This is a genomic window from Desulfovermiculus halophilus DSM 18834 (genome assembly GCF_000620765.1).
Lineage (GTDB): Bacteria > Desulfobacterota > Desulfovibrionia > Desulfovibrionales > Desulfothermaceae > Desulfovermiculus > Desulfovermiculus halophilus.
Genome location: NZ_JIAK01000006.1, coordinates 50,441 through 65,071 on the forward strand (window position 1 = coordinate 50,441; position 14,631 = coordinate 65,071).

Below are 14,631 nucleotides of genomic sequence, written 5' to 3' on the forward strand. Positions count from 1 at the left end.
TCAGAAGTCAGTGGTCAGTAGCCAGTGGCCAGTGGCCGGTAAGAGGGAGAGAGAAACACCCCCCAATCCCCCTCAAGGGGGGACGGAGAGAAGACAGAGATCGTTGGACAGTGGTCGGTGGCCACCGGCCACTGTCTACCGGCTACTGCCTCCTGACCTCCGGCCTGTCATTGATACACCCCGGCGATGTGCGCCCCGCAATGGCCGCATTTGCCCTCGTGCAGGTTTGATTTTCCCAGGGTGAAGGCCCGGCGCTGGATGACCGCCTGGCCGCACTGGGGGCAGATGGTGGTTTCACTGCTGTGTCCGGGGACATTGCCCAAGTAGACATAGTGCAGACCGGCCTGCTTGCCGATCTCAAAGGCCATTTCCAAGGTGCTCACCGGAGTGGGGCTGATGTCCTGCATCCGGTAGGCGGGATGGAAGCGGGAGATATGCCAGGGGACCTCCGGGCCCAGCTCCTGAGCCAGAAAGGAGGCCAGCTCCCGCAGCTCCTGCCTGGAGTCATTCAGCCCGGGAATGATCAGGGTGGTCACCTCCAGCCACCAGCCCAGCTCTTTGATCGTCTTTAAATTGTGCAGCACAGGCTTCAGCCTGGCCTGGCAGTATGTGGTGTAGAACTCCTCGGTGAAGGCCTTTAAGTCCACATTGATGGCGTCGGCATACGGTCCGAGCTCCTGCAGGCACTGTGTGGACATGAATCCGTTGCTGACCAGGACATTTTTCAGGCCCTTTTCTCTGGCCAGCACCGAGGTATCGTACATGAGTTCAAAAAAGATGGTCGGCTCGGAGTAGGTGTAGGAAATGGATGCGCAGCCATGCTTTGTCGCGGACTGCACAACCTGCTCCGGGGAGATGGATTGTCCCTGGATGTGATGGGACTGCTTCGGGCCCTGGGACAGGCTGTCGTTCTGGCAAAAGGCGCAGGCCAGATTGCAGCCCATGGTGCCGATTGAAAAGCTCCAGCTGCCGGGCAGGAAGTGAAACAAGGGCTTCTTTTCGATGGGATCGACATTGGCCGCGGCCACCTTGTCGTAGACCAGGGTGTACAGGCTGCCCTGCTCGTTGACCCGGACGCCGCACAGCCCGTACTCCCCGTCTTCAATACGGCAGAAATGGCTGCAGAGACCGCATTGAACAGCATTATCCTTACGCGAACTCCAGAGTTTGGCCGGATGCATGATTGTACCTCCTTGTAAGGAGCCGGTGCCAGGTAGTCTCTGCGTCTGTCCTTTTACATTCAGGGTACAGATATTACGCACTGGTCCTATTATGAGTATACTAAGCACTCTCGAACCGGGCTGTCAATCCAGAACCTTCTTCCAAGGAGACGCTTGCCAATCCCCGGTTCAGTGGATACTATGGCCTACTGAGAGGATCAGGATGAATGTCGGGTGCCGGCACAGAAAAATGTGTGATGGCTTTGGCCCATATGCGGATGCGTTTAGGATGCGATGAGGCGAACAAGGAGTGGAGTACATGCAGGATCGCGGTGCAGCATACAAAAATGCTGGGGTAAGTCTGGAGGCAGCTGACACACTGGTCTCCAGGATCAAGTCCATGGCATCCTCGACCCATACCAAGGGGGTGCTCAGCGACATTGGTCTTTTCGGGGGCATGTTCAAGCTGGATCTGAGCGACATCCGCAGTCCGGTGCTGGTCTCATCCACCGACGGGGTGGGGACAAAACTGAAGCTGGCTTTTGCCATGGATAAGCACGATACCATCGGCATCGATCTGGTGGGCATGAACGTGAACGATATCGTGGTTCACGGAGCCAAGCCGCTGTTTTTTCTTGACTATTTTGCGGCCGACAAGCTGGATGTGGATCAGGCCGAGCAAGTGGTTTCCGGGATAGCCGAGGGATGCCGCATGGCCGGGTGCTCCCTGCTGGGAGGAGAGACTGCGGAAATGCCCGGCCTGTACCATGCCGGTGAATACGATCTGTCCGGATTCAGCGTGGGTATTGTGGACAACGACATGATCGTGGACGGTTCGAGCGTGGGGGTTGGGCAGGCGGTCATTGGGGTTGCTTCCTCCGGCCTGCATTCCAACGGCTACTCCCTGGTGCGCAAGATCATCGCGGATCACGGAATCGATCTGCACAGCCCCATGCCCGGAACAGAGCAGAGCATAGGACATGTCCTTTTGGAGCCGACCAGGATCTATGCAAAATCCATCCTCAATGTCCTGCGCGATTTTGAGATCAAGGGCATGGCTCATATAACCGGAGGCGGTCTGTACGACAACCTGGCCAGGGTCCTGCCCAGAGGGGTAAAAGCCACTGTTGACTTTTCTTCCTGGTCCAGGCCCGTGGTTTTTGATTGGCTCCGGGAACAGGGCGGGCTGACCTGGCCGGAGATGCTCCAGACATTTAATTGCGGTCTGGGGGTGGTCCTGATCGCTGATGAGCGGGTTGCCGAGGATGTCCTCCTCCGCCTGCAGGGACTGAAGGAAACAGCCTGGAGGATAGGACGGACCGAAGCCAAAAGGGAAGGGGACGAAAAGGTGGAGGTGGTATTGGAGCGGTAGCCGGATGTCAGAAGACAGAAGACAGAGGACAGAAGACAGAGGACAGAAGTCAGACGTCAGACGTCAGAGGTCAGAAGACAGAGGACAGAGAGAAGAAACACCCCCCGGCCCCCCTCAAGGGGGGACGGAGAGAAGACAGAGATCGGTGGTCTGTAGTCTGTAGTCGGTGGACAGTAGCTGGCAGCCTGTGGGCGGTAGTCAGAGGTCAGAGATCATAAGACAGAGAGAAGACCCCGGCCCCCCTCAAGGGGGGACGGAGAGAAGACAGAGATCGGTGGTCGGTAGTCTGTAGTCAGGAGTCATTGGCCGGTGAACAGAGATCAGTAAAGAGCAAAGACAGTCGGACCAGTCCAGCGGATCATCCGGACGCCTGATATCAAACCGCGGTTCTACGCCAACCTTGTCCCCCCTTGAGGGGGGTTGGGGGGTGTTGTCTGTGGCTTTCCCAGGATCTGCGGCGTGCCGACACCCCCCTTGGATTCCCCCTCAAGGGGGGACGGCATGTGGCGCTTCCAGCTATATTGTATACATTCAGAGGGTGAGCACTTATTCTCCTCCAAATCCGAAGAGGGCGAATGATTATTCGCCCCTACACACGGCCCCGCAGAATCTAGGCCATATTCTTAAATTATTCCGTATTCCTCTGATCTCTGACTTCTGACCTCTGACTTCTGATCTCTGACTTCTGACCTCTGTCCTCTGACCTCTGGCCACCGACCACCGACTACTGCCCACCGCCAGCCTGGGCCTTCTTGATGGCGATACGCAGCAGGGACAGGGCGGCCGGGGTCATGCCCGGCAGGCGGTAGGCCTGACCCAGGGACATGGGCCGTATCCGGCTCAACCGTTCCCGCAGCTCGTTGGACAGGCCGGTCAACCGGGAGTAATCCAGATCCCGGGGGATACGGATCTGTTCCAGGTCCTTGAATTTGTCCACTTCCGCCTCCTGCCGGCGCAGATACCCTTCGTACTTGCACTGGATCTCCACCTGTTCCAGGATCCTGGGGTCAGTGCCCCTTTCGTCCTCCCCCAATACAGTCATCAGCCGGGAATAGGTTATCTCCGGCCTTTTCAGCAGCTTATCCGCGCTGACCGCCCCGGATAGCGGCTGCGAGCCCCAGGAGGCCAGGGCGCGGTTTGTGCCCTCTCCGGGGGCGATGTGTTGTACGCGAAGTCTTGCCAGCTCTGCCTCCACCGCCTCCCGGCGTTCCCGCAGCTCCTTGACCCGGTCTGTGCCGTGCAGCCCAAGGTCGTGGCCGATCTCCAGCAAGCGGAGGTCGGCATTGTCTTCCCGAAGCAGAAGACGGTATTCGGCCCTGGAGGTCAGCATGCGGTAGGGCTCGCTGACCCCCCGGCTGACCAGATCATCGATCATGACCCCCATATAGGCCTGGGTGCGGTCCAGGATGAAGGGATCGCGATTCTGGATCTTGAGGGCGGCGTTGATCCCGGCCCACAGGCCCTGCGCTGCGGCTTCTTCGTAGCCCGAGGTCCCGTTGATCTGTCCGGCCAGATACAGGCCCTGGATCTGCTTGGTTTCCAGGGTGGGCAGCATCTGGGTGGGCAGGATGTAGTCGTACTCTATGGCATAGGCCGGACGCATGATCTCGGCCTCCTCCAGGCCGGGCACGGAATGGATGAGCTGGGTCTGAACCTCATAAGGGAGGGAGTTTCCGGTCCCGCTGGCATAGATCTCCTCAGTGTCCAGACCCTCGGGCTCCAAAATGATATGGTGGAACTCCTTGTCCGGAAACTTCATGATCTTGTCTTCCAGAGAGGGGCAGTAGCGGGCGGAAACGCCCTGGATGGTGCCGTCGTACAAGGGAGAAAAGCGGATATTGCTGCGGATGATGTCGTGGGTCCGGACATGGGTTCGACCGAAATAGCAGTGCACCTGGGGCAGGGCCGGCCGGTCGGTGAACAGGGAAAAGGGCCGGCAGTGGTCATCGCCGGTCTGGGGCTCAAAACGGGAAAAATCTATGCTCCGGCGATGCAGGCGGGCCGGAGTGCCGGTTTTCATCCGGCCCAGCTCCAGGCCCAGGGAACAGAGCTGGTCCGGGAGGTGGTTGGAGGCGAACTCACCGGCCCGTCCGGCCGGGATGTGGGTTGTGCCGATATGGATCAGGCCGTGCAGAAATGTTCCGGAGGCGAGGATAACGCTGCGGCCTTCAAAGACCACGCCCAGATCGTCCTGCACCCCGCGTATCCGGCCGTTTTCCGTGGCCAGGGAGGTGACCAGGGCCTGCTTGAGTTCCAGGCCCGGCTGGAGCTCAAGGGCGTGCTTCATCAGGGTCTGGTAGCGGACCTTGTCGTTTTGGGTTCGGGTGCCCCGGACTGCAGGGCCCTTGCGGGTGTTCAGACGCCGGTACTGAATCGCGCTCTGATCGGTGATCTTGGCCATTTCACCGCCTAAAGCGTCGATCTCCTTGACCAGGTGGCCTTTGCCGATGCCGCCCACGGAAGGGGAGCAGGGCATGTGGCCCACGCTGTTTAAGGAAATGGATACAAGCAGGGTGCGGCATCCCATGCGGGCTGCGGCCAGAGCGGCCTCGCATCCGGCATGGCCTGCGCCGACAACGATGACGTCGTACATGGTTTCTGGTAATAAGTGTTATTCGTTATTTGTAAGGATAATCGAAATCGGGATCGCTATCCTCATCGAAAGAATATGTCATTCGGTGCAGGAGGCATTCTCAGCTTATGGATATCGATCCCGATATCGATTTCGATTCCGATCCCGAAGAAAGAAAATCCTAACAAACGGATGCACTGGACGCTCATTCTTCGCGTCAGTGATCCTAAGCGCTATTGGTTATCCGTGATCGGGGTTTGGTGCGTGCGGTGCATGCAAAATTTTACGCATACAGGGGATTGAGCGTCAACTGAGGAGAGGACAGAGGTCAGAAGTCAGAAGTCAGTGGTCAGTGGCCAGTGGACAGTGGCCGGTGGAAGACATAATGCCATGCGGAATGGTGCCTGGATTCGTGGGGGAGGTGTAGGGGCGAATAATCATTCGCCCTCTTGGAGCGGAACGGAGAAGTGATCCAGGGGGCAAAGAGAGACACCCCCCGAGCCCCCCTCAAGGGGGGACGGGGAGAAGAGCAGTGGGCAGTAGCCGGGGAGGGGGACAGACGTCAGAGGACAGAGGACAGACGTCAGAGGTCAGAGATCAGAAGTCAGTAGGCAGTAGGCAGTGGTCAGTGGCCAGTGGACAGTGGTCGGTGGAAGACATAATGCCTGCGGAATGGTGCCTGGATTCGTGGGGGAGGTGTAGGGGCGAATAATCTTTCGCCCTCTTGGAGCAGAACGGAGAAGTGATCCAGGGGGCAAAGAGAAACACCCCCCGAGCCCCCCTCAAGGGGGGACGGGGAGAAGAGCAGTGGGCAGTAGCCGGGGAGGGGGACAGACGTCAGAGGACAGAGGACAGTAGACATGGACAGGACTCGGGGAAATGACAGGAAAAATGGAAAGTGCCGCTGTGGATTTGCGCAGGCAGGCCCGTGGGGCATAATGAGTTGAGGTATGCAGCACAAGCCATATCGGGATTTCAATTCCTATCTTCGACAGCGGTACGGGTGCCGGGTGCAGAAGATCACCCTGGACGCGGGATTGACCTGTCCCAATCGGGACGGGAGTTTAAGCTCCAGGGGATGCATCTTCTGCAATCCCCGGGGATCCGGGACCGGAAAGGCCCGGGCCGGACTGAGTATTGCCCAGCAGCTGGAGCAGGCCAAAGAACCTTTGCGCAGGCGGTACAAGGCCAAGAAGTTTCTGGCCTACTTTCAGTCCTATACGAACACCTATGCCCATGTGGACACCTTGCGGGAGCTGTACCTCCAGGCCCTGAAAGATCCGGATGTGGCCGGGCTGACCATTGGGACCAGGCCGGACTGTGTCCCGGATTCGGTTCTGGATATGCTTCATGAGCTGTCCGAGACCAAAGACATCTGGCTGGAGTACGGTCTGCAGTCGGCCCACGATCGCACCCTTCAGCGCATAAACCGCGGGCACACCGTGGCGGCTTTCGCCGATGCCGTGCACCGGACCAGGCAGCGGGGTCTGCCTGTGTGCGTGCACGTCATTCTCGGTCTTCCCGGAGAAGGGGAAAAGGAGATGCTGGAGACCGCCCGCTATTTAGCCGGGCAGGATATCCAGGCGGTGAAGATCCATCTTCTGTACGTGGTCCGCGGTACTTTTCTGCACCAGCTCTATGCCCGGGGCGGGTATCGCTGTCTGGAGCAGGAGGAATACGCAGACCTGGCGGCCAGATTCGTGCGCATTCTTCCCCGGGAGGTGATCATCCAGCGGCTGACCGGAGACCCGCACCGGGAGGAGCTGGTGGCGCCGGAGTGGGCGGTGAACAAGCAGCAGACCCTGCAGATGATTGAGGAGAGAATTAGAGACCTGTAGTCGGTGGTCAGTGGTCAGTGTCAGAAGACCCTGGTCAGCACCTCCGGGCTCTCCAGCTGATCCCGGCGCAGGATATCATAGAGCCGGCGACTGATCGGGCCAGGAGTTCCGGAATCGATTTTCCGGCCCTGAAAGGCGGTCACTGGCAGGACGTCCAGGGTGGTCCCGAACATCATGACCTCCCTGGCCTGCATAATGTCCTCCGGACTGATGTTCGTCTCCTTGATCTCACGCAGTTCGCTGCTTTCCACCAGGGTGTGGGCCAGATCCATGGCCCTGACCTGGGTTGTTCCCCGGAGGATGCGCTCAAACCGGGGGACCAGAAGATCGCGGTTCCGGGTGACGATCCCAATATTCTCCGTAGGCCCCTCGGCCAAAAATCCCCGTTCATCAAGCCCCACGGTATAGTCCACTCCCTGATCCACGGCTTCTTTCTTCATCAAAACATTGGGCAGGTAATTGCAGCTCTTGACTGTGGAGAATATTCCGGGCTTGAGCGGAATGCCGCTCAGGGCCAGGGCGCAGCCCTTCTCCCTGAGTGCGGGATCCGGGGTAGGGAGGGAGGTGACGACAATATAGAGCTGGGATCCGATGCTGGCGTACGGGTTCGGGGAGAAGTCCCCGGGGCCTCGGGATATGTACAGGCGGACAAGGACGTCTGCTGTCTTTGCAGCCCGAATGGTCCCTGTGACCGCATCCTGCAGTTCGCTGCGGCCCATGGGCCAGGGCAGGTCTATGAGTTCGGCAGAGCGCTGCAGCCGGTCCAGATGGGCGTCCAAAAGGTAGATGCTTCCCTGCACGCACTTGAAGGCCTCGAAGATGCCGTCTCCGCGGTGGACCATGTGGTCGTCGATGGGCACGAGCATCAGGACCGGATCGGTGACAATGCCTCCAAACCAGGTGGAGTACATGGCCAGATAGGAGGACTGGTGTTCACAGCGCATGCCGGTAAGGCGGGCGACTGCCTGATGGACCGTTAAGCTGGGGATCTCTGGCATGGCGATGTTCTCGTGGGTTGAAAAGTTGGGCTCTTCGACACAGAAAGTGGGCACACAGAAGAGATGGCAAACTCCCAAAATCCACAAGCTACGTCGAAGAACCAAAAATTGTCAGCAAAACTCCGTCCATGGGCGAGTCCCTACTGACGACTTGCTCCCGGCCATCCCTGAGGACCACAGGCTACCGGCCATGAGGCGTTGATCCGTGCTTTCCGGGAAACAGGGCCTTGGCCAGGGAGGTCTGCTTGCAGGTTATCAACAGCCTGCTTCCGGGAGGAACGGTGCTCAGATCGACCTCCTGGCCGTCAACGGATATGCGCAGCTGATTCAACGGCAGATAGTAAAAGGGGATTTGGGGAACATATGTGTTGCCTTCATCCACCACCATCCACTTGCCCTGCATGCGGACGTTGTCGGCATCGACCACGTTGGGCAGACCGGTGCCGGTGCCTGTGGTCCTGGTCCGGACAGCCCGGAAACCGCCCTGGGGGTCGAGAGCAAACCAGCCTTGAACCGGGGTCTTTTCCACGGAATGGATGTAGCGCATGCACAGTAGCGTTCCGGGGACTGCTGTCTCCTGGTAAACAACGGTGTCTTGTCCGGGCAGGGTGATCTGCAGGACCAGAACGTCCCAAATGAACAGGAATGGGACAGAGAGGCAGATGAGGATTGCGCAGATCAGGGCAAGCTTGGAGCGCATACACATGATGCATAGTTTAGAGGAACACGGGGCAATGGACAAGGGGACAGAGGACAGAGGTCAGAGGTCAGAGGTCAGAATTCAGAGAGAAGAAACACCCCCCAACCCCCCTCAAGGGGGGACGGGGAAGAGATCAGTTGTGGGTTGCATTTTTGAACCCGGGCGTTCCTTGAGTCGGATCATCGGTTGAGCAAATTGTGGAAGAGCTTGATTTTCCGGACTGCACCCGGAACCCGCGGTTTCCGTCCCCCCTTGAGGGGGGGAATCCAAGGGGGGTGTTTCTTCTATGGAGGGCCGAGGTCCAAGTGTCTGGCTTATCGAAAACCGCAATCGAAGATCTAGGGCAAGATCAGACGGTTATGAGTCCCCGCCTTGGCAAGGAGGGGACCCCAGGGATGGTTGAACGATGACCGATACCTTATCCCACGGTGTCAAGTCTGGGTAAAGGTCAGCTCAAGGGGGACGGGGAAGAGATCAGAGGTCGGTGGTCGGTATGAGGCAAATGGGAGTCAGTGGACGGTGGGCAGTGGCCGGAGGCCGGCTACTGCCCACTGCCCGCCGTTTCCCTCTCTCTGCGCTGTCTGTGCCAGAAAAAGAGCACAACCATGATCGTGATGGAAGCGGTGTTGACTGCCAGATGAGGAAGGTGAACCCCGAAGAGGGTCACTCCTGACGGGTTGACCAGGAAGAAGGCCAGTATGACATAGATGAACCGTTCCCAGAGGTAGGTCCTGACCAGCCAGAAGCCCTGGATAAACACCGACCAGCAGAACATGCCCAGGATGCACATGGGGATGATGTAGGTCAGCTCTGCGGCACTCGTGTTGATCATCAGCAGCTTGGGGTTGTAGATGAACATAAAGGGCAGGGTGAAGGCGGCCAGATCAAGGCGAAAGCTCTTGAACCCGGTGACCACGGGGTCTGAGCCGGAAATCCCCGACGCTGCATATGCGCACAGGCCAACCGGGGGGGTGTCGTCGGCCACTATGCCGTAGTAGAAAACAAAGAGATGAATGGCGATCAGAGGCAGCTCCGCCCCCAGGTTCTGGCTGATGGTGGAAATGGCCGGGGCGGTCATGGCGGCCATGATGATGTAGGTGGCGGTGGTGGGCAGGCCCATGCCCAGGATGATGCAGGCAAACATGGCGAAGATCAGGGAGAGGAAGAGGCTGTTTCCGGCGGCGGCGGAGATCAGCATGGCCATCTTCAGCCCCAGGCCGGTGAGGGTGATCACCCCGATGATGATTCCGCAGCAGGCGCAGGCCGCAGCGATGCCAGCCATGTTCCGGGCTCCGGATTCCAGGGCTCCCAGGATTTCATCCTTGGTCCGGTAGATAAAGAAATTTTTTTGCTTGTGCGTATACGCTTCGTAGGCCAGGTCCCTGGTTTCCTGGCGGATGCCCTTGCGTTTGGGGAAGGCCGCAAAGTGACGGAAGATATTGTTGCCCGCAATAACCGGCAAAGCGACGAGGATGGACCAGGTGGCCGAAGTGGTCGGGGTCCAGAACTCGATAAGCAAGAAATACAGCAGAGCGGCCAGGGGGATGAGATAGTACAGTCCGCTGACAAAGGTCTTGCCCAGGGCCGGGGTCTCCTCCTTGGTCAGTCCGCGGATGTTTTCCTTGACCGCCTCCAGGTGAACAATGGAGAAAATGGCCGTATAGGACAGCAGGGCCGGGATAATGGCGGCCGTGACCACCTCGTAATAGGAAATGCCCAGAAGCTCGGCCATGATAAAGGCGGCCGCACCCATGATCGGGGGCATGAGCTGCCCGTTTGTGGAGGCGGCCACCTCCACGGCGGCAGCGGTGTGGGGTTTAAAACCCACTTTTTTCATCAAGGGGATGGTCATGGATCCGGTGGTCACAGTGTTGGCGATGGACGATCCGGAGATTGAGCCCATGGCCCCGGAAGCCACGACTGCAGCCTTGGCCGGTCCGCCCCTGAACCTGCCCATACTGGCAAAGGACAGATCGATGAGATAATCCCCTGCGCCCATTTTTTCCAAAAACGCGCCGAAGAGGACGAACAGGAAGACAAATGTGGCCGAGACCCGCAGGGGGACTCCCCACAGCCCTTCTCCACTCATAAAGACATGGTCGATGATCCGGCTGATGCCGAACCCGCGATGGGCCAGGGTTCCCGGGATATGGGGGCCGATATAGGCATAGAAGAGAAAGATGAGGGTCAAGACCGGCAGGATGGGGGAGATGCTGCGCCGGGTGGCTTCCAGGATGAAGACGATGAGCGCTCCCCCGATGATCAGATCGTAGAGGGCCGGATTGCCCACGGAATAGGCGACGTGCTCATAATTGACGTAGACATAGAAGGAGGCGGCGGCTGCCAACAGGGCCAATGCGAAATCGTACACCGGGATTTTGCTCTGGCTGGTTTTCCGGACCAGGGGATAGTTCAGATAGCATAGGAGCATGGCAAAGCTCAGGTGGATGGACAGCTGCTTGGCCCCTGAGAGCTCGCCGAAAAAACCGGTGTAGAGCTGAAAGACGGACATGAAGACCGCAATCCACTTGACCAGATGCACGGCCGGACCTGCGGTCAATTGCCGTTCCTGCCCGCCGCCTTCCTGAGGTCCGGGGGGAGGAGAAGTATCCCTGGGGTTGCTTGGTGTGCCGGTCATAGTGGCCTGGGGTTAGAAGTCAGAAGTCAGAGATCAGACGTCAGACGTCAGAAGTCAGACGTCAGTAGACAGTAGCCAGTGGACAGTGGTCGATAAGAGGGAGTCGGGAAGAACAAGAGAACACCCCCCTTGGATTCCCCCCTCAAGGGGGGACAGTATGCGCTCAGTACGGGATATGAGATATGCAGCCAGGGTACCGGAAGAGGGCGAATAATCATTCGTCCCTAACAAGCCGAATCCTCGGCTTCACCCGATTTGTGACTCTCTCTTCCCGTCCACTGATTCCTGTCTCCTGTCCCCCGACCCCGACTTCCCTTATTCCTTAACCACCGCGACTTCCTTGAGGTATTTTTCCGCTCCTGGATGCAGGGGAAGAGTCATTCCGTCCAGAGCGTTTTCCACGCTGATGTCCTGGAACTTGGCGTGGGCCTCTTTGATCCTGTCCAGGTTGGTGTACATGGCCTTCATGATTTTATACACTAGGTCAGAATCCAGCTCCTTGCGGGCGGCCATGATGGCCATGACCGCGATGGTGGTGGAGTCTTCCTCCAGACCGGGATACGATCCGGCCGGGACCGGCTGCTGGGTATAGAACGGGTATTCATCCAGCAGCTGCTGGGCCTTGGGGCCGACAATATCCAGGACATCGATGTCCACCACAGTGGCGATGTCCTTGATGGCCGCCGCGCCCACAGCCACGGTGAAGAATGCGGCATCCAGACGGCCGTCTTTGATATAGTCCGCGGCCTGCCGGGCCTGGAGCTGCTCAGCCTGAAAATCGTCAAAGGATATGTCCCACGCGCTGAGGATCTGCTCGGCGTTGACCGTGGTCCCGGAGCCTATGGGCCCGACAGCCACCCGTTTGCCCTTGAGGTCGGCCACGGACTCGATTCCCGAGTCTTTGCGGACGATGATCTGGATATGCTCCGGATACAGGGAGGCGCAGCCCAAGAGATTCTTGACCGGGGTGTCGAACATGCCTTCCTTGCCGTTGTAGGCATAGGAGGCAACATCGTTTTGCAGGATGGCAAAGTCGGTGTTGCCGGAGGCAATCAGGTTGGCGTTGGCCACCGAAGCCCCGGAGGATTCTGCCGTGACCTTGATGTTGTCGTCTTTGAGGTTGTTGAATGCAATTCTGGATATGGCTCCAGCCATGGGGAAGTAGGCCCCGGTGACCCAGCCGGCGGCAATGGAAACGAACTGGCGCTCTGCGGCCTGGGCCTGACCGGTGTTGAGGGTGAAGACTGCGGCAAGGGCCAGGGACACGACGCAGATCACGCTTTTCTTGAACATCGCAAACCTCCTTGGAGCTAAGGTTGGAACTGGCTGCATGCAGGGCATGGAGATCGATGCGCGGGATGTCCCGGCCGGGCTCCTCCTCAAGGTTCTTTGTGGCGCTGAACACGGCGGGTCTGCACAGGATGCACCCGGTGGCCAGCCGAGGGGTGTGCATCCGAATAAACAGTTCCACGCCACATGGACAGCGTTTATATGGTTCTTCGACATAGCTTGTGGATTTTTGGAGTTTGCCATTGCTCAGGGCCAAAAAAAACATAGCTGCACTGCTGGAGGGTTAGGATACTTCGATTCCGTTAATAATCATAATTTGCACAAAATTTCAAGCCACAAAAAAAGGCCGGGGCTTTTGCCCCGGCCTTTATATGATCCAGATAAGGGAGTGCGCGGCTTAGTACATGCCGCCCATGCCTCCCATTCCGCCCATTCCGGGAGCTCCGCCCCCGCCTTTGTCCTTGTCTTCGGGCTTTTCGGCAATCGCCGCTTCTGTGGTCAGAAGCAGGGAGGCGATGGAGGCCGCGTTCTGCAAGGCAATCCTGGTCACCTTCTTGGGATCGATGACCCCGGACTTGATCAGGTCTTCGTACTCGCCGGTGGCGGCATTGAAGCCGTAGCCGTCCTTTTCGGTCTTGACCTTCTCCACGATGATGGAGCCTTCGAAGCCGGCGTTGACGCAGATCTGGCGCAGAGGCTCGGTTACGGCCTTGCGGATGATCTCCACCCCGGCCCGCTCGTCTTCGTCTGCGGGCTTAACGTTGTCCAGGCCCTTGAGGCAGCGGACCAGGGCCACGCCGCCGCCGGGGACAATGCCTTCCTCCACCGCGGCGCGGGTGGCGTTCAGGGCGTCTTCGACCCGGGCCTTCTTCTCCTTCATCTCGGTCTCGGTGGCTGCACCGACATTGATCACGGCCACGCCGCCGACGATCTTGGCCAGGCGCTCCTGCAGCTTTTCCCGGTCATAGTCGGAGGTGGTCTCCTCAATCTCGGTGCGGATCTGCTTGATCCGGGACTTGATGTCTTCGGACTTGCCGGCGCCGTCCACAATGGTGGTGTTTTCCTTGTCCACCACGATCCGTTTGGCCTGGCCCAGTTCGTTGACGGTCACATTTTCCAGCTTCACGCCCACGTCCTCGGAGATCATCTGCCCGCCGGTCAAAACGGCGATGTCCTGGAGCATGGCCTTGCGCCGCTCGCCAAAGCCGGGAGCCTTGACCGCGCTGACCTGCAGGGTGCCCCGGAGCTTGTTGACCACCAGGGTGGCCAGGGCTTCGCCCTCGATATCCTCGGCAATAATCAACAGCGGCTTGCTGGATTTGGCAACCTGTTCCAGGACCGGGAGGAGGTCCTTCATGTTGGAGATCTTTTTCTCGTGGATGAGGATCATGGCGTCCTCGAGCTCCACGGTCATCTTCTCCGAGTTGGTCACAAAGTAGGGGGAGAGGTAGCCGCGGTCGAACTGCATCCCTTCCACGATGTCCAGGGTGTTCTCCAGGCCCTTGGCTTCTTCCACAGTGATCACGCCTTCCTTGCCCACTTTGCTCATGGCGTCGGCGATCAGGTTGCCGATGGTGGCGTCGCTGTTGGCCGAGATGGTGCCCACCTGGGCGATTTCCTTTTCTTCCCGGGTGGTATGGGCAATATTGTTCAGCTCCTTGGTCACTGCTTCCACGGCCTTGTCGATGCCCCGCTTGATGGACATGGGATTTCTTTCGGCCGCGACCAGCTTCAGGCCCTCGGAAAAAATGGTCTGGGCCAGAATGGTGGCAGTAGTGGTTCCGTCGCCGGCGATATCGCTGGTCTTGCTGGCCACTTCCTTGACCATCTGGGCGCCCATGTTCTCGAACTTGTCCTCAAGCTCGATCTCCTTGGCCACGGTTACTCCGTCCTTGGTGATGGTCGGAGAGCCGAAGGACTTGTCGATAACCACGTTGCGTCCCTTGGGCCCAAGGGTGACCTTGACTGCATCGGCGAGCTTGTCCACGCCGCGCTTGAGCTCGTTGCGAGCCTGATTGCTGAAATGAATATCTTTTGCTGGCATATGCTCCTCCTTCCAGGGC

General features: G+C 58.7%; 9 protein-coding genes. 2 read left to right on the plus strand and 7 right to left on the minus strand.

Going from position 1 to position 14,631, the window contains the following annotated elements; translation table 11 throughout:
* Positions 1 to 167: 167 nt before the first annotated feature.
* Positions 168 to 1,181, minus strand: coding sequence for an AmmeMemoRadiSam system radical SAM enzyme (gene amrS / locus N902_RS0102790; protein WP_034621385.1), 1,014 nt, complete (start codon positions 1,179 to 1,181; stop codon positions 168 to 170).
* Between the two features lie 298 nt (positions 1,182 to 1,479).
* On the opposite strand from amrS, the gene purM reads away from it, so the two are divergent.
* Positions 1,480 to 2,532 carry a phosphoribosylformylglycinamidine cyclo-ligase gene (gene purM / locus N902_RS0102795; RefSeq protein WP_027369693.1) on the plus strand — a complete coding sequence of 351 codons (1,053 nt, stop codon included), beginning with the start codon at positions 1,480 to 1,482 and terminating at the stop codon, positions 2,530 to 2,532.
* Positions 2,533 to 3,256: 724 nt separating this feature from the next.
* Here purM and mnmG read toward each other — a convergent pair.
* Positions 3,257 to 5,125 carry a tRNA uridine-5-carboxymethylaminomethyl(34) synthesis enzyme MnmG gene (gene mnmG / locus N902_RS0102800; protein ID WP_027369694.1) on the minus strand — a complete coding sequence of 623 codons (1,869 nt, stop codon included), beginning with the start codon at positions 5,123 to 5,125 and terminating at the stop codon, positions 3,257 to 3,259.
* A gap of 929 nt (positions 5,126 to 6,054) precedes the next feature.
* Here mnmG and mnmL point away from each other — a divergent pair.
* The gene (gene mnmL, locus N902_RS0102805; RefSeq protein WP_027369695.1) at positions 6,055 to 6,942 is read left to right on the plus strand and encodes a tRNA modification radical SAM protein MnmL/YtqA; all 888 of its coding nucleotides are present in this window, start codon (positions 6,055 to 6,057) and stop codon (positions 6,940 to 6,942) included.
* 20 nt (positions 6,943 to 6,962) lie between these two features.
* Here the strand turns inward: mnmL and N902_RS16095 are convergent, their stop codons facing one another.
* The 5 genes from N902_RS16095 to groL form a co-directional block, all read right to left on the minus strand.
* The gene (locus N902_RS16095; RefSeq protein ID WP_034621458.1) at positions 6,963 to 7,940 is read right to left on the minus strand and encodes an aminotransferase class IV; all 978 of its coding nucleotides are present in this window, start codon (positions 7,938 to 7,940) and stop codon (positions 6,963 to 6,965) included.
* 181 nt (positions 7,941 to 8,121) lie between these two features.
* Positions 8,122 to 8,640, minus strand: a complete 519-nt coding sequence (locus N902_RS0102815) for a DUF1850 domain-containing protein (RefSeq protein WP_027369696.1) — start codon at positions 8,638 to 8,640, stop codon at positions 8,122 to 8,124.
* Between the two features lie 541 nt (positions 8,641 to 9,181).
* Positions 9,182 to 11,278 (minus strand): TRAP transporter permease, encoded by a 2,097-nt coding sequence (locus N902_RS16100; RefSeq protein ID WP_084287667.1) that lies wholly within the window; start codon positions 11,276 to 11,278, stop codon positions 9,182 to 9,184.
* Positions 11,279 to 11,593: 315 nt separating this feature from the next.
* Positions 11,594 to 12,571, minus strand: a complete 978-nt coding sequence (locus tag N902_RS16105; RefSeq protein ID WP_034621388.1) for a TAXI family TRAP transporter solute-binding subunit — start codon at positions 12,569 to 12,571, stop codon at positions 11,594 to 11,596.
* A 394-nt stretch (positions 12,572 to 12,965) separates the two neighbouring features.
* On the minus strand, positions 12,966 to 14,612 hold the full coding sequence (gene groL, locus N902_RS0102830; protein ID WP_027369697.1) for a chaperonin GroEL: 1,647 nt from the start codon (positions 14,610 to 14,612) through the stop codon (positions 12,966 to 12,968).
* Positions 14,613 to 14,631 lie beyond the last annotated feature (19 nt).